This is a genomic window from Synechococcus sp. MW101C3, assembly GCF_002252635.1.
Classification (GTDB): domain Bacteria; phylum Cyanobacteriota; class Cyanobacteriia; order PCC-6307; family Cyanobiaceae; genus MW101C3.
Window position 1 is genome coordinate 173,220 of record NZ_NQKX01000006.1, and the last position, 20,771, is coordinate 193,990.

23 protein-coding genes and 1 tRNA gene are annotated in these 20,771 nt (G+C 68.8%); 14 read left to right on the forward strand and 10 right to left on the reverse strand.

Annotated features, from left to right (window positions below; all coding sequences use genetic code 11):
* Window positions 1–125: 125 nt before the first annotated feature.
* Entirely contained in the window at window positions 126–1,052 is a 927-nt protein-coding gene (gene truB / locus CJZ80_RS09165; RefSeq protein WP_094512695.1) for a tRNA pseudouridine(55) synthase TruB, read from the forward strand.
* Window positions 1,053–1,101: 49 nt separating this feature from the next.
* Window positions 1,102–1,950: a YebC/PmpR family DNA-binding transcriptional regulator gene (locus CJZ80_RS09170; protein WP_094512696.1), complete on the forward strand. Its 849-nt coding sequence runs from the start codon at window positions 1,102–1,104 to the stop codon at window positions 1,948–1,950.
* Between the two features lie 49 nt (window positions 1,951–1,999).
* Here the strand turns inward: CJZ80_RS09170 and CJZ80_RS09175 are convergent, their stop codons facing one another.
* A complete protein-coding gene (locus CJZ80_RS09175) occupies window positions 2,000–2,842 on the reverse strand; it encodes a glucosamine-6-phosphate deaminase (protein ID WP_094512697.1) in 843 nt (280 codons plus the stop codon).
* Window positions 2,800–4,254 (reverse strand): SpoIID/LytB domain-containing protein, encoded by a 1,455-nt coding sequence (locus CJZ80_RS09180; RefSeq protein ID WP_233132942.1) that lies wholly within the window; start codon window positions 4,252–4,254, stop codon window positions 2,800–2,802. Before CJZ80_RS09180 ends, CJZ80_RS09175 begins: the two co-directional genes overlap by 43 nt.
* A 113-nt stretch (window positions 4,255–4,367) precedes the next feature.
* Between CJZ80_RS09180 and rnz the strand changes: the two genes are divergently transcribed.
* Together rnz and psbV are read left to right on the forward strand one after the other, a co-directional pair.
* Entirely contained in the window at window positions 4,368–5,318 is a 951-nt protein-coding gene (gene rnz, locus CJZ80_RS09185; protein WP_094512698.1) for a ribonuclease Z, read from the forward strand.
* A gap of 127 nt (window positions 5,319–5,445) precedes the next feature.
* Window positions 5,446–5,967, forward strand: coding sequence for a photosystem II cytochrome c-550 (psbV, locus tag CJZ80_RS09190; RefSeq protein WP_094512699.1), 522 nt, complete (start codon window positions 5,446–5,448; stop codon window positions 5,965–5,967).
* 160 nt (window positions 5,968–6,127) lie between these two features.
* On the opposite strand, the gene CJZ80_RS09195 is transcribed toward psbV, so the two are convergent.
* The 4 genes from CJZ80_RS09195 to serA form a co-directional block, all read right to left on the reverse strand.
* Window positions 6,128–6,562 (reverse strand): hypothetical protein, encoded by a 435-nt coding sequence (locus CJZ80_RS09195; RefSeq protein ID WP_233132943.1) that lies wholly within the window; start codon window positions 6,560–6,562, stop codon window positions 6,128–6,130.
* A gap of 135 nt (window positions 6,563–6,697) precedes the next feature.
* Window positions 6,698–6,997, reverse strand: coding sequence for a ferredoxin (locus tag CJZ80_RS09200; RefSeq protein WP_094512700.1), 300 nt, complete (start codon window positions 6,995–6,997; stop codon window positions 6,698–6,700).
* A gap of 145 nt (window positions 6,998–7,142) precedes the next feature.
* Complete coding sequence (prmA, locus tag CJZ80_RS09205; RefSeq protein WP_255374139.1) at window positions 7,143–8,108, reverse strand: 50S ribosomal protein L11 methyltransferase; 966 nt, start codon at window positions 8,106–8,108, stop codon at window positions 7,143–7,145.
* Window positions 8,105–9,691 carry a phosphoglycerate dehydrogenase gene (gene serA / locus CJZ80_RS09210; RefSeq protein ID WP_094512701.1) on the reverse strand — a complete coding sequence of 529 codons (1,587 nt, stop codon included), beginning with the start codon at window positions 9,689–9,691 and terminating at the stop codon, window positions 8,105–8,107. The genes prmA and serA overlap by 4 nt, the downstream gene beginning before the upstream one ends.
* Window positions 9,692–9,815: 124 nt before the next feature.
* Between serA and CJZ80_RS09215 the strand changes: the two genes are divergently transcribed.
* The 6 genes from CJZ80_RS09215 (at window position 9,816) to CJZ80_RS09240 (ending at window position 14,036) form a co-directional block, all read left to right on the forward strand.
* On the forward strand, window positions 9,816–10,319 hold the full coding sequence (locus CJZ80_RS09215; RefSeq protein WP_094512702.1) for a hypothetical protein: 504 nt from the start codon (window positions 9,816–9,818) through the stop codon (window positions 10,317–10,319).
* On the forward strand, window positions 10,316–11,131 hold the full coding sequence (locus CJZ80_RS09220; protein ID WP_094512703.1) for a photosystem II S4 domain protein: 816 nt from the start codon (window positions 10,316–10,318) through the stop codon (window positions 11,129–11,131). Before CJZ80_RS09215 ends, CJZ80_RS09220 begins: the two co-directional genes overlap by 4 nt.
* 78 nt (window positions 11,132–11,209) lie before the next feature.
* Window positions 11,210–11,281 (forward strand) — tRNA-Val (locus CJZ80_RS09225).
* A gap of 18 nt (window positions 11,282–11,299) precedes the next feature.
* Entirely contained in the window at window positions 11,300–12,742 is a 1,443-nt protein-coding gene (gene murD / locus CJZ80_RS09230; protein WP_233132944.1) for a UDP-N-acetylmuramoyl-L-alanine--D-glutamate ligase, read from the forward strand.
* 35 nt (window positions 12,743–12,777) lie between these two features.
* Window positions 12,778–13,239: an EVE domain-containing protein gene (locus CJZ80_RS09235; protein ID WP_094512704.1), complete on the forward strand. Its 462-nt coding sequence runs from the start codon at window positions 12,778–12,780 to the stop codon at window positions 13,237–13,239.
* Window positions 13,236–14,036 (forward strand): hypothetical protein, encoded by an 801-nt coding sequence (locus tag CJZ80_RS09240; protein WP_144037001.1) that lies wholly within the window; start codon window positions 13,236–13,238, stop codon window positions 14,034–14,036. The genes CJZ80_RS09235 and CJZ80_RS09240 overlap by 4 nt, the downstream gene beginning before the upstream one ends.
* Here CJZ80_RS09240 and CJZ80_RS09245 read toward each other — a convergent pair.
* From CJZ80_RS09245 to CJZ80_RS09255, 3 genes are all read right to left on the reverse strand, one after another.
* On the reverse strand, window positions 14,023–14,334 hold the full coding sequence (locus CJZ80_RS09245) for a DUF2811 domain-containing protein (RefSeq protein ID WP_094512706.1): 312 nt from the start codon (window positions 14,332–14,334) through the stop codon (window positions 14,023–14,025). The two genes, CJZ80_RS09240 and CJZ80_RS09245, sit on opposite strands and share 14 nt — an antisense overlap.
* Window positions 14,335–14,656: 322 nt before the next feature.
* Window positions 14,657–15,073 (reverse strand): DUF1818 family protein, encoded by a 417-nt coding sequence (locus CJZ80_RS09250; RefSeq protein ID WP_094512707.1) that lies wholly within the window; start codon window positions 15,071–15,073, stop codon window positions 14,657–14,659.
* 117 nt (window positions 15,074–15,190) lie between these two features.
* On the reverse strand, window positions 15,191–15,421 hold the full coding sequence (locus CJZ80_RS09255) for a DNA-directed RNA polymerase subunit omega (protein WP_094512708.1): 231 nt from the start codon (window positions 15,419–15,421) through the stop codon (window positions 15,191–15,193).
* 110 nt (window positions 15,422–15,531) lie between these two features.
* On the opposite strand from CJZ80_RS09255, the gene CJZ80_RS09260 reads away from it, so the two are divergent.
* From CJZ80_RS09260 to CJZ80_RS09270, 3 genes are all read left to right on the forward strand, one after another.
* A complete protein-coding gene (locus tag CJZ80_RS09260; protein WP_094512709.1) occupies window positions 15,532–17,127 on the forward strand; it encodes an Hsp70 family protein in 1,596 nt (531 codons plus the stop codon).
* Between the two features lie 193 nt (window positions 17,128–17,320).
* Window positions 17,321–18,115, forward strand: coding sequence for a hypothetical protein (locus CJZ80_RS09265; RefSeq protein ID WP_233132945.1), 795 nt, complete (start codon window positions 17,321–17,323; stop codon window positions 18,113–18,115).
* Between the two features lie 45 nt (window positions 18,116–18,160).
* Window positions 18,161–18,382: a ferredoxin-thioredoxin reductase variable chain gene (locus CJZ80_RS09270; RefSeq protein ID WP_094512711.1), complete on the forward strand. Its 222-nt coding sequence runs from the start codon at window positions 18,161–18,163 to the stop codon at window positions 18,380–18,382.
* Between the two features lie 11 nt (window positions 18,383–18,393).
* Here CJZ80_RS09270 and pyrR read toward each other — a convergent pair whose 3' ends face one another.
* The gene (gene pyrR / locus CJZ80_RS09275) at window positions 18,394–18,942 is read right to left on the reverse strand and encodes a bifunctional pyr operon transcriptional regulator/uracil phosphoribosyltransferase PyrR (protein ID WP_094512712.1); all 549 of its coding nucleotides are present in this window, start codon (window positions 18,940–18,942) and stop codon (window positions 18,394–18,396) included.
* Between the two features lie 243 nt (window positions 18,943–19,185).
* Here pyrR and gpmI point away from each other — a divergent pair, with 243 nt between their 5' ends.
* Complete coding sequence (gene gpmI / locus CJZ80_RS09280; protein WP_094512814.1) at window positions 19,186–20,766, forward strand: 2,3-bisphosphoglycerate-independent phosphoglycerate mutase; 1,581 nt, start codon at window positions 19,186–19,188, stop codon at window positions 20,764–20,766.
* Window positions 20,767–20,771 lie beyond the last annotated feature (5 nt).

Here is a 20,771-nt window from a genome sequence, read left to right on the forward strand (position 1 = left end):
GCGGTACCGGGGGAACAGGCACCCCAGCCTGAAGCCCCGCCTGGCTCCTGCCACCCCCTGGCGGCGATGATGCACCGCCGCCGGCCTTCCCTTTCCCGGCGTTTGCCATCTGCAGCGATGTCGCGGTGACCGCCTCCCCTTCGCCCTGCGGCTTCCTGGTGCTCGACAAGCCGGCAGGTCTCACCTCCCACGCCTGCGTGGCCAGGGTGCGCCGCTGCTACGGGCTCAAGCGGGTCGGCCACGGCGGCACCCTCGATCCTGCCGTCACCGGCGTGTTGCCTCTGGCACTGGGCGCCGCCACGCGCCTGCTGCCCTACCTGCCGAGTGGCAAGGCCTACCGCGGCGTGATCCAGCTCGGCTGGCGCACCAGCAGCGACGACCTCAGCGGTGAGTTGCTGGAGCGCCGTCCGGTGCCCGCCCTCAGCCACGACGACCTGGACGCCTGCCTGGAGCGCTTCCGCGGTTCGATCCTGCAGCAACCGCCCCAGGTGTCGGCGGTGCACGTGGATGGGGAGCGGGCGTATGTGCGGGCGCGGCGGGGCGAAACGATGGAGCTGGCGGCGCGGCCGGTGCAGATCGATGCGCTTGAGCTGCTGAGCTGGGAGCCCGCCAGCCAGCAGCTGGAGCTGGCGGTGCGCTGTTCCGCTGGCACCTACATCCGCTCCCTGGCGAGGGACCTGGGCAACGCCCTGGGTTGCGGTGGCACCCTGGCCAGCCTGCGTCGCACCGAAGCGCTCGGCTTTTCTCTGAGTGGCAGCGTCAGCCTGGAGGCGCTCGAGAGCGGGGCGCCCCTGCCGGCTCTCGACAATCCACTCCAGCCGCTCAGGCACCTGCCCTCGCGACAGCTGGATGCGGCGGATCTGGCAGGCTGGCGCTGCGGCCGCAGCCTCTGCGCCAGCGCCGTCTCCAGCCCCGATCGGCCCGGTTTCGATCCCAGCGTGCTCGACCAGCCCGTGGTGATCCTCGATCCGCAGGGCCACCTGGCCGGCATGGCCCGCACCGCCCCGGGCGGTCGCCTGCAACCGCGGCTGGTGTTCGACGCGGCCGGCTAAGGCCGCCGCGTCGGCGCTTCCCTCCCGATCCCGCACCCAGCACCCAGCCATGGCCGGCCACAGCAAATGGAGCCAGATCAAACGCCAGAAGGCGGTGGTCGATGCCAAACGCGGCGTGGTGTTCACCCGCCTGGCTCGGGAAATCAGCGTGGCCGCCCGCGCCGGGGCCGATCCGGCCGGCAACTTCCAGCTGCGGACGGCCCTGGAGAAGGCCAGAGCCGCCGGGCTGCCCAACACCAACATCGAGCGGGCAATCGCCAAGGGAGCTGGCCAGGGCAGCGGTGACGGCGATCAGTTTCAGGAGGTCCGCTACGAGGGCTATGGCCCCGGCGGGGTGGCCGTGCTGGTGGAGGCGCTCACCGACAACCGCAACCGCACGGCGGCGGACCTGCGCCTGGCCTTCAGCAAGCACGGGGGCAACCTGGGCGAGGTGGGCTGTGTGGGGTACCTGTTCGAGCACCGCGGCGTGGTGCGGATCGCGCAGCCCCACCTCGAGGAGAACGCCCTGCTGGAGAGCCTGCTGGCCTTGGAGATGGCAGGCGGTCCCGCCGCGCTCACCTACACGTTCGAGTCAGCGGCAGGGGGGACGGCAGCCGGCAAGGGCGAACCTGCTGGGGGGGGAGGTCGTGGTGGAGCTGGAGCTGGCGACGCCTCCGCGGAAGTGGTGTGCAGTTATGCCGACCTGGAGGGCCTGCAGGATGCCCTGCGGCACCAGGGCTGGAGCGTGCAGGGCTGGGAGCACCGCTGGATCCCATCCACCACCTGCCGCCTGGAGGAGTCCGAGGCGCTGCGCCACTGCCTGCGCATGCTCGATGCCCTCGACGACCTCGATGACGTCCGCAGCGTGACCGCCAACCTGGAGGCCGACGAGGCCCTGATCGAAGCGTTCCTGGCGTGATGGCTGGCCTGCCGTCGCTGGCGGGGAGGTGAGCCGGCAGGTGCTGGCTTCAGCCAGTGAGCGCAGCCCGGTCGACCATCAGCCGGAGCCGCGGGTGCTGCTGCAGCCAGCTGGCCGGCAGCTGGGCGTTGGGGGGCTCCTGCAGTAGCCGTCTCAGGATCGGCCCTTTGGAAGAGCCACTCACCACCAGCAGGATCCGCTGCGCCGCCAGGATCTCCGCCAGACCGAGCGTGATCGCCCACCGCGGCACGGCCTCTGGATCACCGCCGAACGCCGGGGCGTTCTGGGCGCGGGTGGCGGCATCGAGCTCCACCACATGACAGCGCTGGCTGGCCTCACAGGGGGGTTCGTTGAAGCCCACATGGCCGTTGTTGCCGAGCCCCAGCAGCTGGAGGCCGATGCCGCCGGCCTCCTCCAGCGCGGTGCTGTAGCGGACGGCTTCGGCCTGAGCGTCGGCGGCCAGGCCATCAGGCAGGGCCACCTGCTCCGGAGCGAGACCAAGCGGTGCGATCAGCCGGGCCTCCATCTCAGCAGCGAAGCTGCGGGGATCGTGCCGGGGCAGGCCCACGTAGGCATCGAGGTTGAAGCTGCGCCATCCGGCCAGCAGGCGGGCCCGCTCCGCAGGCGGCAGCGCCGCGATGCGCTGCCGCAGGGCGCCGTACACCGCCACCATCGTGCGGCCCGTGGCCAGCCCCAGCGGCAGGGCCTGAGGGCGCAGCAACTGGTCGAACAGGGCCTCTGCCACCGCCTCGCTCAGTTGCTCCCCATCCGGAAAGACCTCCAGCCGGTGGTGCCAACCGGGGATCGGAGCGATGGATTCAGGGCAAAGAGAGGGTAGGGCCGGCGCGCTCAGAGGCGAGCGGAACGCAGGGCCGCGTGGCGGGGACTCCATGGTGAGGAGCCTGATGCAGAGCCCGCATCCGCCGCCAGTCGTGGTGTGGCGATGTCACCATACGGACGCAGTTGGGCGCCGCGGTAGTAGTGGCGGAGAATCTCCTGGAAGCTGCTGCCTCGCTGGGCCATAGCCAGGGCCCCCCACTGGCTCATGCCCACCCCGTGGCCGAAGCCCCGTCCCACTGCCACCAGTGTGGGGTTGCGGGGAGGTAGCAGCGGCGGCGGCGCAGGCAGCGAGAGCAGCACGCCCGTGGCCGACAACCAGGTGGACGGCGGCACCTGAGGCTCAGTGAAGCTGAAGGGGGCTGCCTCGAAACGCACCAGCGTGCTCTTCAGGCCCAGCCGGCTGCGCAGCTCCGCCCCACTCACCAGAAGCTGGCCACTGGGGCCCACCACGCGGGCCTGCCGCACCCTGCCACTGGCGGTGGTGGAGAGGATGTCGATGCGCTGCACCCCGCCCAGTTCGGCGAAGGCGCGGGCCAGCAGCGGCGGCGGCAGTTCCTGGCGCCAGCGGCTCACCGGTGAGGCCTCATCAAAGTCGGCGACGCTCACCAGATAGGGCATCTGGCGCTGCCACAGATCGCCGCTGTTTTCGGTGGTGCCACCGGCACTGCTGTGGAACACCGCATTGATCAGGGCGTTCTGGTGGGTCAGCACCAATCCGCGGGTGCCGCGCACCGCCTCCCTGGTGGACGCGGTCTCCGCCTCCACCCCTTTGTAGACCTGGCTGCTGACGGTGGCCTTGAGGTCGAACGGCTGGTCGGGGCGGCGCTGGCGGAGGGCGTAGGTGCGCGCCGCCACGGCCTGGGCCCGCAAGGCCTCCAGGGGCCAGCTGGCGGGCATCTCGCTTCCCACCACGCTGGGAAGGTAGGTCTCGAGGGCGACCACATTGACCACCCGCAACGCGGAGGCGGCCGGGCGCACCACCAGCCGTCCCCGGTAGGCGCGGTTCTTCAGCTGCAGCACGGCGTCGCCACCGGGGGACTGGCCGGCATCGATCCACAGCTCCGCCAGGCTCAGCGATGCAGGCGCCGTGCCCAGCCCCAGGGGCGCCACCACCTCCACCCGCACGCCGCTGCCGGCAGGGCGCAGGGCAATGGCACCGCCTTCGGGGAGGCGCAGCCGTTCTCGGCCGCTGGCATCAAGCAGGCGCAGGCCGCTGGCGCCGCCCACCCGTACCTCCGCCGTCTCCAGCAGCAGCACCCGCAGGCTCGGATCGGGACTGGCGCTGGCCGTCTGGGGCACCGGCCGGATGGCCGGCTGCTGGGCATGGGCCGCTGGCAGGCCGGGCAGCATTGCCCAGGCCAGCGGCATTGCCAGGCCGGCAAGGCCAAGGCGTGGCGCCAGTGAAGGTGCAGCGGACCCACGGAAGGCCTTCGGCAGCGCCGAGCGGGCGAACATCCCAGCCATGGCGACCAGCAGCGGAGCTCACAAGGGGGTCATTGTCACGACGATCCGGGCACCGCGCCAGCCCTCCGCCGGCCAGTGATCGACGTGGCAGCATGCGGCAAAGCGCAACTGGCTTGCAGGTCACTTTCCTCGGAACGAGTTCGGGCGTTCCCACCCGGGCCCGCAACGTGTCGGCCGTGGCGCTGCGGCTGCCGCAACGCGCCGAGCTGTGGCTGTTCGACTGCGGCGAAGGTACCCAGCATCAATTCCTCCGCAGTGACCTGCGGGTGTCGCAGCTGCGGCGCATCTTCATCACCCACATGCACGGCGACCACATCTTCGGGTTGCCGGGTCTGCTCGCCAGCCTGGGCATGGCTGGCAGCTGCCAGGGCATCGATCTCTACGGCCCCGACCCCCTGCGCGATTACCTCGAAGGCGTGCTGCGAACCTCATCGACGCGCATCGGCTATCCCCTGGCCAGCCATCGGGTACGCGAGGCCGCCACTGCCGGCACGGTGCTGCTCGACGATGACGATCTGATCGTGCGCTGTGCCCCGCTCACCCATCGCATCCCCGCCTACGGCTACCGGGTGGAGCAGAAGCCCCGCCCCGGGCGCTTCGATGTGCAGCAGGCCCGTGCGCTGGGCATCCCGCCCGGCCCCATCTACGCCGAGCTCAAGGCGGGTCGGAGCGTCACGCTCGAGGACGGGCGGATCATCCATGGAGAGCGGCTGTGCGGCCCGGCGCGGCCCGGCAGCACCTTCGTGTACTGCACCGACACCGTGTTCTGCGAAGCGGCGGTGGAGCTGGCGCGCGGCGCCGATCTGCTCGTGCACGAATCCACCTTTGCTCACGGGGAAGCGGAGATGGCGTTCCAACGGCAGCACTCCACCAGCACCATGGCGGCCCAGACGGCGGCCCTCGCCGGGGTGAAAACCCTGGCGCTCACCCACCTGAGCCCCCGTTACGTGCAGGGCAACACGGTCACCCCCGATGATCTGCTCGACGAGGCAAGGGCGATCTTCCCGAACACGTTGGTGGCCAAGGATTTCCTCACCCTTGAGGTCAACCCCGACGAGGGTTGAGGCACAGGCTGCGGGTTGGCCGGGCCGCTTGTGCCTGCAACAGTTCTTGATCCCGCCCCGGAGTGCCCTTCGCCCGTGATACAAGGTCTCAGGTGCGGTGTCCACCGCCAATTCGCCAGCTCCCTCCATGGCCCTTTCCCTTCCCGCCGCCCTCCGGTCGATCGCCCGCCTTCTGCTGGTGCTGCCGCTGGGATTGCTGCTGACCTTCGGAGTCTGGGTGGCTCCTCTGCAGGCCGCCCAATGGGATGCAGAAACGCTCACGGTCAGCGGCACACCGGATGGTGGCCTGGTCACCTTCAGCGAATCGGAGATCAAGAGTGGTCGCAAGTTGTTCAACGACAGCTGCGGCACCTGTCACGCCGGCGGTGTCACCAAGACGAACTACAACGTGGGCCTCGACCCGGAAACCCTGGCCCTGGCCACCCCGCCGCGCAACTCGGTCGACTCCCTCGTTGACTACATCAAGGACCCCACCTCTTACGACGGTGAATACAGCATCGCCGACGTCCACCCGAGCATGCGCAGCAGCGATGTGTTCGTCAAAATGCGCGATCTCAGCGACGACGACCTCCGCCTGATCGCCGGCTACATCCTGGTGGCCCCCAAGGTGAGCGGCACCCAGTGGGGTGGCGGCAAGGTTTACTTCTGATCCAGGCCTCTATCCGTGCCAGGCGCACGTCTGAGCCTCGCCCACCGGCAGGCTCTACCCGCCAATCAACGCCACCGCCCCCTTGCCCAGGGGGCTTTTTTTTGGCAGCGGTGCAGCACTACTGCAGGCAGTTCATGCGCCGCTGCTCCCGCGGCTCATCTCAGAGGCCTGAGAGGGAGACGGGGGGCGAGGCTGCAGGGTCGTTGGGATCCGCACTACCGGCCGAGGCGGCAGGTGGTCGCTGGCAGGCGGGATCGAGCGAGGCGGGCTGCTTGCTGTACCACCACTCCTGGAGCGCCGGCGAGAGGCGCAGCGGAAACAGCGTGATCACGGTGCGGGTGGGGCGGGAGCCCGGCTCCAGCACCTCCACCGCATAGGAGGGGCAGCGCCGCGAGGCCAGATCGGCCACAAAGCGGCGGCCGATGCGACGCCAGCTGGGTTCCTTGCTGCGCCAGGCCAGGCGGCAGCAGGGCCAAGGCAACTCTTCCCGGTCGAACAGGCGGCAGCACGCTCCGATCACGCGGTAGCTGTACTGGCCCCCGGGGCTGCAATGTTCGCTGCCGTGGTCCTGGAGATTGTCGACCTGCACGGCCATCAAAAAGCCACCCCGAAGGGTGGCAGAGAAGGAGAAAGGAAACAAGCGGGGCGCCGGATAGGGATCAGTTCCGCCTGTTGGAAGTGGAGAGCGCCCGACAGTGCGCCTGGCTGGCGGCGGGTAAGGCCCGTCGGCTCAATAGAGCTCTTCTTCGGCGTGGGTGGTGATGGTGACGTCGGAGGTGGGGTAGGCCACGCAGGTGAGCACGAAGCCAGCTTCGATCTGGTCGTCGTCGAGGAAGCTCTGGTCCGACTGGTCAACGGTGCCGGAGGTCAGCTTGCCGGCGCAGGTGGAGCAGGCGCCAGCGCGGCAGGAATAGGGGAGGTCAATGCCCTGCTCTTCAGCAGCATCGAGGATGTACTGATCATCGGGAACCTCGATGGTCTTGTTGAGGCCCTCGCTCTCGTTGATGAGGGTGACCTTGTAGGAAGCCATGGAAGGGAAATTTGGGGCTCACAGGCTCCTGGAGGATCCGGGCCTGTAGGACCGCACCTTCCTACATCGGACAGGGGCGATGGCGGCGGTCTTGGGGTGGGAGCCCCGGAAGCGCAATCAAAGGGTGAGCACGGATAAGCGTGATTTATATGACAGGAGGCTGTTGCTGGATCCTTATCACCCCCCAGCCGCCCTCGTCGGCGATCAGCTCGGCCAACCAGCCCAGGGAGGTGAGGGTGCTCTCCAGCGCCGGCGCCTGATCCACCAGCAGGCCGCTCAGGAACCCCACGCCAGCGGGCGCAAGCACCGACGTGAATCCCACGGCCAGCTCCGCGATCACCGGCGCCAGGATGTTGCAGAGCAGGATGTCGGCCGGTTGCCCGGCCAACAGCTCGGCCAGCTCCTCCACCGAGCCCAGCGCCACCTGCATCAGCCCGTCAGGCCCTTCGCTGAAGCCGTTGAGACGGCCGTTCTCACGGGTGGCTCTCACCGCCAGCGGATCGTTGTCAGTGGCGGCCAGGGAGGCGGCATCCAGGCGCAGGGCGCCGAAGCCGAGGATGCCGCTGCCGCAGCCGAGATCAGCCACCCGCCGGCCCGTCAGAGCGCCGCCGGCCTGCTGCGCCAGCTGATCCAGGGCCTCCAGGCAGAGACGGGTGGTGGGGTGGCTGCCGGTGCCGAAAGCACTGCCGGGATCGATGCGGATCACCAGGCGGTGGGTCTGGTCGTCGGGCACCTCCAGCCAGGCGGGCAGGATCAGCAGCCGCTCCCCCACCGGATCAGCCTGCCAGTGCTGCTTCCAGCTGAGACTCCAGTCCTCGTCGTCCTGCAGGGCCCAGGCCAGCGGGGGCAGGGGCAGATCGAAGGTGGCCGCCAGTGGGGCCAGGGCCTCAGGTAGCCGGGCGCGTTCGCACTCAGGCCAGTCGATCGCCGGCAGCCAGGCCACGAGCTGGTGCTGGTCGGGGGTGCTGGGGTGATGGCGCACGGCCACCCGGGAGATCCCCAGACCCTGCAGCTTCCACAGCAGCGACTCCTCCAGCTCCGGCGGAGCCGCCATCTCCAGGCGCCACCAGCGGTGGTCGCTCAGCCGTGCGGCCGTCGGGTCGCCGGTCACAGCGTGACCGGGTGCGCCTCCTGGATGCCGTTGATCTTGCCGATCGAGGCGAGCAGGCTTGGCGGAATGGGGTCGTCGAGGCTGAGCACCATCACCGCATCGCCGCGCACGATCCGACGGCCCACCTGCATTGAGGCGATGTTCACGTTGTGCTCGCCGAGCAGGGAGCCGAGGTGGCCGATGATGCCGGGCATGTCCCGGTGGCGGGTGAACAGCATGTGGCGGCTGGGGGCCACGTTCACCGGGAACTCATCGATCGTGGTGATGCGCAGGTCGCCATCGGCGAACACCGCCCCGGTGACGGTGTGGCTGCCCTGGGAACCGCGCGAGGTGAGCTGCAGCGAACCACCGGCGAAATCACGGCTGGAGTCGTCTTTCACTTCCAGCACGTGCAGGCCACGCCCCTTCGCCTCGAGGGAGGCGTTCACGTAGTTGATGCGGTCGCCGAGGGCGCTGGAGAGCAGCCCCTTGAGCGCGGCCACCACCAGCGGCTGGGAGGGGTGGTTGGCGAATTCGCCCTGCAGCCGCACCTCCAGCTCCTGCACCGAGCCCCCGGCCATCTGACTGAGCAGCAGGCCCAGGGTTTCGGCCAGCTGCAGGTGGGGCTTGAGTCGCTCCATCACCTCCGGGGTCATGCCGGGGATGTTCACGGCGCTGCGGGCCGGCAGGCCCAGCAGCACATCGCGGATCTGCTCGGCCACATCGATCGCCACATTTTCCTGGGCCTCTTCGGTGGAGGCGCCTAGGTGGGGCGTAAGGATCAGGCGATCGCGCACGGCCAGCAGCGGCGAATCGGGCTTCAGCGGCTCGTTCGCGTACACATCCAGCGCCGCCCCGGCGATGGTGCCGGCTTCCAGCGCAGCTGCCAGGGCGGCCTCATCCACGATGCCGCCACGGGCACAGTTCACCAGCCGGGCGGTGGGTTTCATCGAACCCAGCAGTTCGGCGTTGACCAGATTCTCCGTGTCCGGGGTGCGGGGCAGGTGCAGGCTGATGTAATCGGCTTCGGCGAACAGGGGCGCGACCGCCATCAGCCGCACCTGGAGCATCTGGGCCCGCTCGGTGGAGATGAACGGGTCGTAGGCGAGCACCTCCATGCCGAGCGCCTTGGCCACCCGGGCCACGTGGGAGCCGATCTTGCCGAGGCCCACCACGCCGAGCTTCTTCTTGTAGAGCTCGTTGCCGACGTATTTCTTGCGGTCCCAGCCACCGGCCATGGTGCTGGCGTGGGCCTGGGGCACGTGCCGCGAGAGCGACAGCATCATGGCGAGCGCATGTTCTGCCGCGGCGATCGTGTTGCCTTCGGGCGAGTTCACCACCAGCACCCCCTGCCGGGTGGCGGCGGGCACATCCACGTTGTCGACACCGACACCGGCACGACCGATGATGCGGAGGCGTGGAGCTGCTGCGATCAGCTCGGCGGTCACCTGAGTGCCTGAGCGGATCATCAGAGCGTCGTAGTCGCCGATGATGCTGAGTAACTGGTCGGGCGGTAGGCCGGTGCGCACATCCACCTGGGCCACCTGGGAGAGGATGTCGATGCCCGTCTGATCGATGGGATCGGAAACCAGAACCTTTGTCATGACCCGCGACGTTGGGGAAGGAGCGGTCCGGAACGCGCCAGACACCGCAGGGGGTGAAGTGTAGTGATCCGCCGCCACAGCTCCTGCGCTCAGCAAAGAGAATCGTGCTTTGGGACACCGGGCCTTGGGATTGTGCGTGGTGGTGGTGCTGGCGGATCGCAAGAGCCTGCAACGCCTGAAGGACAAGCTGGATGGGGTCCGTCCGGCGCCAGCCACCCTGCTGACCATCGGTGAGGGGGAAACCTCGATCGACAGCGTGGAGCTGCTCAACCCGGGGCTGGCCCGCCAACGCCGTCAACGGGGGATGGTGCGCTGGCTGATGCCGTTCGGGTTCTTCGCCGGCCTCACCTTCACCTTCATGACCGATCTGCAGACCTTCGCCTTCGCCGGTCCTTACGGCGAGCCGCTGATCGGCGGCCTGCTGGGCATGGGCTCGGGCTGGATGGGAAGCTTCGCCGCCGCCGCCAGCGTCACCTCCGATCCCGACGACCGCATCCGCAGCCTGCGCAACCGCCTCGAGGAGGGCAACTGGCTGCTGCTGGTGGAGAGCGCCCCAGGCCAGGAGATTCCCTGGACCCTGATTCAGGAAACCCGGCCCAAGGCGGTGGTGCGCCTGGCGGAGCGTTGAGCGCCGTCACCCTCCCGCGCGGCGAGCTGCTGCAGGGCAGCCACGCCCCCGAACGGCTGGCAGAGCTGATTGATCACGCGGAAGAGGCCCTGCGCACCTGGCAGCCGGTGTGGAGCTCCTTCGTGACGCCACTCCTGCGTGAGGAGGCCGCGGCGCGCCTCGGCAGCCTCAGCGAGCTCACCCTTCACGCCGAAGGGGGGCACCCCGGCGCCGAGCGCTGCCGGCTGCAACTGACGCGCGCCGAGCTGGACGCCCCGCCACCAGGCACCAGCCAGGCGACGGACACCGCCCTGCCGCTGATCGGACTGACGCTGAGTGGCAACTTCCTGTTCGATTCCGCCAGCGCCGGCGATTTCCGCCGCGGGCTGCTGCAGGCGGGAGCGCAGGAGGCGGAGCTGGGGGATCTTTGGCTGCGCGGTGACCGCGGCGCCCAGCTGGTGGTCACCCCGGAACTGGCCGGGCGTTTTGATGGGGGCACCGCCCTGGTGCGCAGCGTGGAGGTGCAGCTGGAGACCACGCCCCTGGAGCGCCTCCAGCCTCCGGCCCGGCCCCAGCCCCGTCGCTTTTCCACCGTGGAGGCTTCGCTGCGGCTCGATGCGGTGGGCTCGGCCGGTTTTGGCATCCCGCGCAGCCGCATGGCCGAGCAGATCCGCAACGGGGCGGTCCGCGTCAACTGGGACGACGTGCGCAGCCCCAGCAGGGAGCTCAGGGCCGGCGATCGGGTGCGGCTGGAGAACCGGGGAGAGCTCACCGTGCTGGAGGTGGAGCTCACCAAGCGCGACCGCTGGCGGCTGGCCCTGCTGCGCAGCTGATGCGCCTGGCTGCGGTGAGGGGGGAGAGGCCGGCTGCTAAGTTTCGGCTCCGGGTGTCGTCTTCATGACTCCCGACCCGGGCGATTAGCTCAGAGGTAGAGCACTACCTTGACACGGTAGGAGTCACTGGTTCGATTCCAGTATCGCCCACTCCTTTACGTTCTCCCGTTGACCCAACCGCTGCCGCTGCGGGAAGTTTCACCGCCCTTCGGTGCCTTCACCGTGGTGATCGGCCTGGGTCGATCCGGCGCCGGGGCGGCACGCCTGCTGCAGGCACTTGGCAGCCAGGTGCTGGTGCTGGAAAGCTCCGGCACGCCGGCGCAGCATCTCCTGGCCAACGATCTGCAGGCCGGCGGCATTGAGGTGCAGCTCGACAGCCCCCTCTCGATCGAGCTGTTCGAGGCCCTTGAGCGGCTGCCGGCCACGGTGGTGGTCAGTCCGGGCGTCCGCTGGGACCACCCCACCCTGGTGGAGCTACGTAACCGGGGCGTGCGGCTCTGCGGCGAACCGTCGGTGGCCTGGGCCGCCAGTCGCGGCATTCCCTGGATCGGGATCACCGGCACCAACGGCAAGACCACCGTCACCCATCTGGTCAGCCATCTGCTTCAGGCCGCCGGCCTCGATGCGCCGATGGCCGGCAACATGGGCACCTCAGCAGCCGAGCTGCTGCTCGAGCGCCGCCTGCGGGGCGAGGCCAACCCTGACTGGGTGGTGATGGAGCTGAGCAGCTACCAGATCGAGGCCTCCCCCGAGCTGGCCCCCGCCTTCGGCCTGTGGACCACCCTCACCCCGGACCACCTGGAGCGGCACGGCACGCTCGGCAACTACCGCGCGATCAAGCGGCGGCTGCTGGAGAACGCCACCGTGCGGCTGCTCAACGCCGATGACGCCGATCTCAGGGCCCAGGCCCCCAGCTGGGACCGGGCCGACTGGGTATCGGCCGGCCCCCGCGCCGATCTTCCCGCCGGGATCGATCCGCTGATCTGGATCGAAAACGGCAGGCTCTTCAGCCGCGAAGGCGAGCTGTTCGACGCCGCCAGCCTGGCCCTGCCAGGGCAGCACAACCGACAGAACCTGGTGCTGGCCGCCGCCGTGGGGCTCAAGCTCGGCCTGAATGCTGCCGTGATGGCCGCTGCCTTTCGCAGCTTCCCCGGGGTTCCGCACCGCCTTGAGCGGATCTGCGACCGCGCCGGGATCACCTGGTACAACGACAGCAAAGCCACCAATTACGACGCCGCCGAGGTGGCACTCAAGGCCCTGCCGGGGCCGATGGTGGTGCTGGCGGGCGGGCAGGCGAAACAGGGTGATGCCTCCGCCTGGCTCGCGGCGCTGCAACGGCAGGCGGCGGCGGTAGTGGTTTACGGCGCCGCCCGCGACCACTTCGCCGGGCTGCTGCGCAACAGCGGCTTCAGCGGCGAGGTGCGCAATGTTGAAGATCTCGGAGCCGCGGTGCAGGAGGCCAACGCCCTGGCCACGGCCTCCGAATCACCGACCGTGCTGTTATCGCCGGCCTGCGCCAGCTTTGACCAGTACAGCAGTTTTGAAGCCCGTGGCGACCACTTCCGCGCGCTTGTCTCCGCGCTGAATGCCACACCTGCCGCCATAGAGTGAGCTCCTGTTCAGCTGAGCAAGGAGCCGGCGCTGCGATGGCCTTCTGGCTGATGAAGAGCGAGCCGGACGTCTACGGAATCGACCATCTCGCCAGCGAGGGCACCACCCTCTGGGATGGGATTCGCAATTACCAGGCGCGCAATTACATGCGCAGCATGCAGGTGGGCGATCAGGCCTTCTTCTATCACTCGAATACCAAGCCCCCCGGGATCATCGGCCTGATGGAGGTGGTCGCCACCGGGCTCACCGATCCCACCCAGTTCGATCCAACCTCCTCCTATTTCGACCCTGCCTCGAAGCCCGAGGCGCCGCGTTGGGATTGCGTACGGCTGGCTTATCGCCGCACCTTCGATCAGCTGCTGAGCCTGGATGCCCTGCGGGAATCGTTCACGCCCGAAGAGCTGATGGTGGTGCGGCGCGGCAACCGGCTTTCGATCCTGCCCGTTGCCGATGCCATCGCAGCGCGCCTGATGGCATTGCTGCTGCAGGCCCCATGACAACCGCCGGCGGGTCCATGGCCCCGCTGGCGATCGGTTCCTGCCTGCGGCGGGGCTGGCGCGCCTTTGGGCAGGCGCCGTTGCGGTTCATGGGTTTCACCTTGCTGGGCGGGGTGCTCAACCTGATCGGCCAGCTGGCGCAGAACCGTGGCAGTGACGGGCTCCAGCAGGGCGGGCCGGCGGGTTATCTGTTCCTGGCTTTGGCCGGCCTGGCCGCTGGGGGGGCCAGCAACATCTGGCTGAACGTGGGGCTCCTCCGCGGCAACCGGATCGCCCTGGCGGCAGGGCAACCAAGCTTCGCCGAGCTGGCTCGCTGGGAAGGTGCGGCCGTGCTACGCCTCCTGGGCATGGCGGTGCTGATGCTGCTGGTCAACGCGCTGGTGCTGATCACCTGCGGGCTGGTGGCAGGGGTGCTGAGTCTGCTCACTCCAGTCCTGGGCATGCTGGCGCTGGTGCCGGGGGGCGCCGCCCTGCTGATCCTCAATGCCAGCCAGGTGTTTCAGCTGCCATTGTTGGTGGTGGAAGGGCTGGGGCCGGTACGGGCCTTTCAGCGCGGCTGGTCGAGGAAGACACGCCGCTGGGCGCCGCTGTATTTGCTGACGCTGGCCCTCCATGGCCTCCAGGTGGTGATGGTGCTGCTGGTGCCCACCCCCTTCGCCGCTCTGGCGGTGCTGCTGGCGGTGGGGCTGCTGATCGGTTGGCCGGTGATGATCGGCACCCTCATGGCCGGCTACAGCGACCTGTTCGGCCAAGGCTTCGTGCAGGGCGGGATCACCCGGACGCTCAGCGAGCGCTGAAGCAGCCGTCCTCTGAGGCGTTCCAGTTGAACATGTTGCCGACGTAGCAACGGGTCACGGCGCGGCTGTTGACCCCGTTCTGCACCAGGAAGCCCGCCAGAGCGGCCTGGAACAGGCGGTACTGGTCCCAGTTGGGGTGAGCATCGATGAAGGTGCGCATCGAGCCCAGCAAGGCCTCCGGCACCTCTGCCCTGATGCTCACCACCCCGGCGGCACCATCGCTGCCCTCGGCAGCGTCAGACGGACGGACGCGGGACGGGCAACGCGGGTAGCTGTCGACAACGGAGGCAGGATCCATCGAGGCGCGGCAGGAGGGTGGTCGTCACCCAGTTCCCCACAAGCTTCCGATGGCGTCAAATCGAGGGCAGAGGGGCTGACATTGCCCATCCCAGCGTGAGATTGCGGGCCCAGCTGCGCTCCGGGGTGGTAACGAGCGCGTTAAGGCTTGCCCTTGAAGCGATCGACGCCGCGTGTCAAGGGGAGAACCTGCGGCGGGGCGGTTCTCCACAGGTGACTGCCAGGGCAGCCGGTCCGGGCAGTCCGGCCTGTGGAAAAGCTGGGCAAAACCCGCCGCGATCCGGGGGCTGGGCTGGGAACAGGTTGCTGATCAGCAGTGCTGATCAGCCGCCCAATCCCTCCGTGGTCTCACACCCTGCCGGCTCCAGCACCAGGGGTGCCAAGGCCTGCGCCAGAGCGGCGCTGGCGGCAGGCGTCCAGCTCCCTTCCAGGCCCCGCTGCCCATCGCTGGGCGCCAGCACGAAGCGCAGCGCCCAACAGCGGCGATCGCCACAGAGGCCGAGCCACCAAGGGCCACGCTCCAGCTCCAGCTCCAGGCTCTCTTCTGCCATCAGCTGGCCGGCAATGGCGGTGTGTTGCTCGATCAGCTCGAGCAGGCCCCGGCGCAGTTCGGCCGCTTCGGCCAGGCTCAGCTCCGCTGCCCAGCCATCACCGCCGATCAACACGCCAAAGGGATGGCGGCCAGCCTCAAGAGCCAGCCGCCATCCCTCCCCCTCAGTGGCAAATCCTGCCGGGTGCATCAGGTTGCAGGGGCCGCAATTGAGAGCACTGAACCAGCCGGCACGGCCAGCTCAGGTGCAACGACCCCAGCCGGCACTCCTGAGCCAGAAACAACGGCGCTGCCAGCGGCGGATCGATCAGCCGGGCAGCAGATCGGGCTGATCCTGCTCATCGGAGAGCTCCACGATGGCCCGCTGGACTGGCTTGATCATCGAATCCTCCAGGAGCCCGTCGAAATCATCGAAACGGCGCTGCTTGGCCCGAAAGGCGATCTTCACCGTGGTGAGGTAGCGGTTGCTCGACTGACGAATCAGGCTTTCGGCACGCTGGGCCAGTTCCTTCGGGTTCACCGTGGCGCCGGAATACATAGGTCATGTTGATTTCCCTGACCTTAGGCCAGCTCGGGCGGAAGGGTCAGCCGCCAAGCGGATGCCGGCGGCCATCCGCCAAGCTGCGCGGAGCCCTTCGCCCGCTCACGATGGCGACACCTGGCACCCTGGCGATTGACCTGGGCAGCACCACCACGGTGGTGGCCTTCCAGTCCGCCGAGGGCGGCGCGCCCCAGCTCGTGGAGATCCCCCCCTACAGCTGCGCTGACCCCTGCGTGGTCCCCAGCCTGCTGTGGCTTGCCAGCGCCACAGCGGAGCAGCCGTTGATCGGGCGCCAGGTGATCGAGGCCGGCCTCGCCGGCAGTGAAGGCCCTGAGCTCTGCCGCGATTTCAAGCGCGGCATCGGCGGCTGCGCCGATGCCGGCCGCGAAGAAGGAGCCGGTGGCGCCGCCGCTGCGTCTGTGCTGTCCCCGGAGCAGGCCGGAGCGATGCTGCTGCGCCAGCTCTGGCGCCACCTGCCAGCGCAGCTGGCCCCCACCCGTCTGGTGCTCACCGCGCCGATCGACGGCTACCGCGGCTATCGGGAATGGCTGCACGCCGTCAGCCAGGACCTGGCTGTTGAGGAGGTGGCCCTGGTGGATGAGCCCACCGCTGCGGCCATCGGCGCCGGACTGCCCCCCGGCAGCCGCGTGCTGGTGGTGGATCTTGGTGGCGGCACGATCGATCTTTCGCTGGTGGCGCTCGAAGGCGGCGAGGGGCGCGCCGCGCCGGTGGCCCAGCTGCTGCGCTTCGCCGGCCGCGACCTCAGAAACAGCAGCCAGAAACTGCGCTGCGCCAGGGTCGTGGGCAAGGCGGGCGTGGCCCTCGGCGGCCGGGACATCGACCGCTGGATCGCCGCGGCGCTCTGGGCGCAGGTAAACGGCCAGGGCCCGCCACCCGGCACCTTGCTGGAAGCTGCGGAATCCCTCAAGTGCCGGCTGAGCGACAGCGCCGCGGCGTCGGTGCTGACGATGCTGCCGGGGGGCACCAGCCGCCTGCTGCAGCTGAGCCGCCAGGAACTGGAAACCACTCTTCTGGAGCAGGGATTTCTCTCTCTGCTGGACGAGCTGCTGGAGCGGGTGCTCGCCGCCGCCAGGGCCGAGGGGCTGGCGTTGGCGGACGTGGAGGCCATCCTGCCGGTGGGGGGCAGCAGCCGGATTCCGCTCGTGCGCCGCTGGCTGCAGGAGCGATGCCCCGGTGTGCCCCTGCGCGACGAACGGCCGATCGAGGCGGTGGCCCTGGGGGCGCTGGCGCTCACCCCGGGCGTGCGGATCAAGGACGTGCTCGCCCGGGGCGTATCCCTGCGCTGCTGGGACCAGCGCAGCGGCAGCCATCGCTGGCATCCGCTGTTTGTCGAAGGGCAGAACTGGCCCACCACCCAGCCGCTGGAGCTGCTGCTCGCCTGCAGCGACGACGGCCAGGAGCAGATCGACCTGGTGCTGGGGGAGCCCCGCGACGACGAACGCTCCGAGGTGGTGTTTCGCGATGGACTGCCCCAGCTGCGGCGGCGGCCCGCAGGGGAGGCGGAGGTGCAGCCCTGGGGGCAGCAACCCGCGCCGATCAGTCTCGATACTCCCGGAAAACGTGGCAGCGATTGCCTGCGGCTCCACTTTCAGATCGATGGGCAGGGCCAGCTGGTGCTGGAAAGCGAAGACCTGAGCACGTCGCGGCGCTCACCCCCTCAGCCGCTTGGCCCCGTGCGTTGAGACCGCTCGCTTCCACTGAGACGAAGCGCTTCCGCTGGCCCCACCCGTGGTGATCAATCAGCCCACGCGTAGGCAGTGGACGACAGCGCGGCTGACCCCGCCAGGCTGAAAGCCGCGGGTCGTGTTCATAGAAAGGGAGGATTGCCTGTTCCTTGCCTTGGCCATCCGCCGCCACAGGCTTCCGCGTTTCTGGTTGGCGCTCACTCTCGGCCTGGTGGCCGCTGTGATCGGTGCGGCACGCTGGTGGGAAGGCCAACTGCCTGGCCGGCTCGAGCGGGCGGCCAGCGAGGGGCGCTACGAGGCCTGCCTCGCCTACAGCGACCAGCTGGCTTCACTCCGCTGGATGACAGGGCGCGCACCGCGCGAACAAGGCCGCTGCCGCCGTGCGCGCGCCGAGCGGCTCTGGCAGGGGCAGCGCTGGCAGGAGGCACTTCAGCTGCAACTGCTGCTGGCCAATTCCGAAGCAGGCATCCACGCTGACCGAGACCGGTTGCGCTCCTGGCAGGAAGAGCTGCGCACCAAGGCGATGGCCCGTTTCGAGGCCGGAGATCTGGAGGGGGCGATGGTGTTCCTCAAACCGATGGGCGAAGACCGCCACCCCGCGGGTGACGCGCTCGGTGACAACCTCAGGGAGTTCTGGAGCCGTAACCGCTTTCAGCAGGAGAGGGCCACCCAGTTGGTGGAGCAGAAACGCTGGTGGGAAGCGCTTGAAGCCCTCAACCGGATCGATCATCCCTGGTGGAAATCGCAGTCAGCCGTGCTGCGCAGGCAGGTGGAAACCGCCATCTCCGGTCTGAAAACCCAGGAGCAGGAGCATCACAGCCATGGCGCTACGGCAGCCAACTCCGTGCCCGTGGCCGAGCTGGATGCGGCCATCAAGGGTCTGCTCGCCCAGGGGATCGACGACTGGTCGGCCTTCACCCGGGCCTGCCGGCAACTCGGCGGGAAGGTGGTGGAGAGCGGCCCCGAAACCACCTGTCAACGCTGAAGGGATGCCGTGACAGGATTGCCGCCGTCCGCCACCGCATCCTTCATGAAGCCGGGAGAACAGGTCAGGGTCTGCCAGAGCGTCGTGGTGTACACCCATCCAGAGCACCGCGGTCAGCCCTTCGACCTCCAGGGACTGGAAGGTGAGGTGTTCCAGGTGCTTGACGACTGGAAAGGTCGTCCGATCAGCCCGACCCTGCCGGTGGTGGTGGCGTTCGGTCGCTATCGCGCCCATTTCCGCCCGGACGAGCTCGAGCCGGTGGCCTGAAGAGACTTGCCTCAGGGCTTGAGCAGCACCACACCATCGCGCCCATCCACGGCCGCCAGCCAGAGCTGAATCGACTCCTGGCGGCTGGTGGGCACCACCCGACCACAGAAATCAGGCTGGATCGGCAGCTCCCGGTGCCCCCGGTCCACCATCACCAGCAAACGCACCACCGCCGGCCGGCCCCAGGCGTGCAACGCCTCCAGAGCGGCGCGCACCGTCCGTCCGGTGAAGATCACATCGTCCACCAGCACCACATGGCGGCCTTCGAGCGCTGCAGGCAGCTGGGTGGCCTGCACCATGCGGGTGCCCACCCGGGCCAGGTCGTCGCGGTGGAAGGTGGGATCAAGGCTGCCCTGATCCACTGGATGACCGCAGCTGGCTTCGAGCTGGGCGGCCAGCACCCGTGCCAGTTCCACGCCGCGGGTGGGGATGCCGAGCAGCAACAGCTGGCGGCTGTCCGGCGCACTCTCCAGCACCTGGGAGGCAAGGCGATGAACCGTGCGGGTCAGATCCTGGGCGGAGAGAATCTCCACGCAATGGTCACCGATTGACGACACCATGTGGGGATCCCGGGGGTGAAATGGTAAGGGAGTCTCCTTGCGCTTATGCCCATTAGCTGACGCTTACCGGCCTGCTTTCTGTGACGAAGAGATCACACTGTAATTTTGAGGGCGATCAGCCTGTATCAGGGCTTTGCGGAAGAATCGGTGACCGACATTCCTTCCACGAGCTCCAGCTCTCGCCCGAGCGGCTCTCTCCCCCCTCCCCCCTCCGGCCCCGTGGATCACCGCTACGTGCCACCGGTGGTATTGGCCATTCTCGATGGCTGGGGATACCGCGAAGCCAGCGATAACAATGCGATCCGCGCGGCCAGCACCCCGGTGATGGATGCGCTGTGGGAGGCGTACCCCCACACGCTGATCCAGGCGAGCGGCGGCGACGTGGGCCTGCCCGACGGCCAGATGGGCAACTCGGAAGTGGGCCACCTCACCATCGGCTCCGGGCGGATCATCCGGCAGGAGCTGGTGCGGATCGGCAAAGCGGTGAAGGACGGCAGCCTTGCCGCCAATCCCGCCCTCAATGCCCTGGCCGACACCCTGCTGGTGAATGGCGGCGCACTCCACCTGATCGGCCTCTGCTCCGACGGCGGCGTGCACAGCCACATCGATCACCTGGGCGGGCTGTTGCAGTGGGCCGCAGGCCGCGGCCTCAGCGACGTCTGCATCCATGTGGTCACCGACGGGCGCGACACCCCGCCCCAGAGCGCGATCGCCTTCCTCGACCGCATCGATGCCCAGATCACAGCCGCCGGCGTGGGGCGGATCAGCACGATCTGCGGCCGTTACTGGAGCATGGACCGCGACAACCGCTGGGACCGCACCGAGAAGGCCTACCGATTGCTCACCGAGGCCAGACCGGCCGACGGCCCGCTCACGGCCCAGCAGGTGGTCCTGGCGGCCTACGAGAACGGCATCAACGATGAGTTCCTTGAGCCCTACCGCCTCAGCTCCGGCCACCTGAGCCCAGGCGATGGCCTGATCTGTTTCAACTTCCGCCCCGACCGGGTGCGTCAGTTGGTGCGCGCCCTTGTGCTCGAAGACTTCAGCGGTTTCTCCCGGGAGCGCATCGAGCCTCTGCACCTGGTCACTTTCACCCAGTACGAGCAAGCCCTCGACGTGGCGGTGGCCTTCCCCCCCGAGTCACTCGATGGTCTGCTCGGCCAGGTGGTCTCCGAACACGGGCTGCGCCAGTTGCGCACCGCCGAAACGGAGAAGTATCCGCACGTCACCTATTTCCTCAACGGCGGCATCGAGCAGCCCTTCAACGGCGAAGACCGCCACCTGGTGCCCTCCCCGCGGGTGGCCACCTACGACCAGGCTCCCGAGATGTCCGCCGCTGCCCTCACCGACAGCTGCATCGCCTCCATCAACAAAGGCATCTACTCCCTGGTGGTGATCAACTACGCCAATCCCGACATGGTGGGCCATACGGGGCAGATGGAGGCCACGGCCGCCGCCATCGCCACCGTGGATCATTGCGTGGGCCGACTGATGGAAGCCACCAATCGGCAGGGGGGCACCCTGCTGATCACCGCCGATCACGGCAATGCCGAAGTGATGAAAGGGGAGGACGGGCGGCCCTGGACGGCCCACACCACCAACCCGGTTCCGGTGATCCTGGTGGAAGGGGAACGGCGCAAGCTGGCTGGCCACGGCACGGATGTGCGCCTGAGGGAAGGGGGCGGCCTGGCGGACATCGCCCCCACCCTGCTGGAGATCCTTGAGCTGCCTGTGCCCGCCAACATGACGGGGACCTCCCTGATCGAGCCATCGCCACTGCTGCCCACTCCTGAGCCCTTGCGGCCACGGGCGCTGCAGGTCTGAGCCCG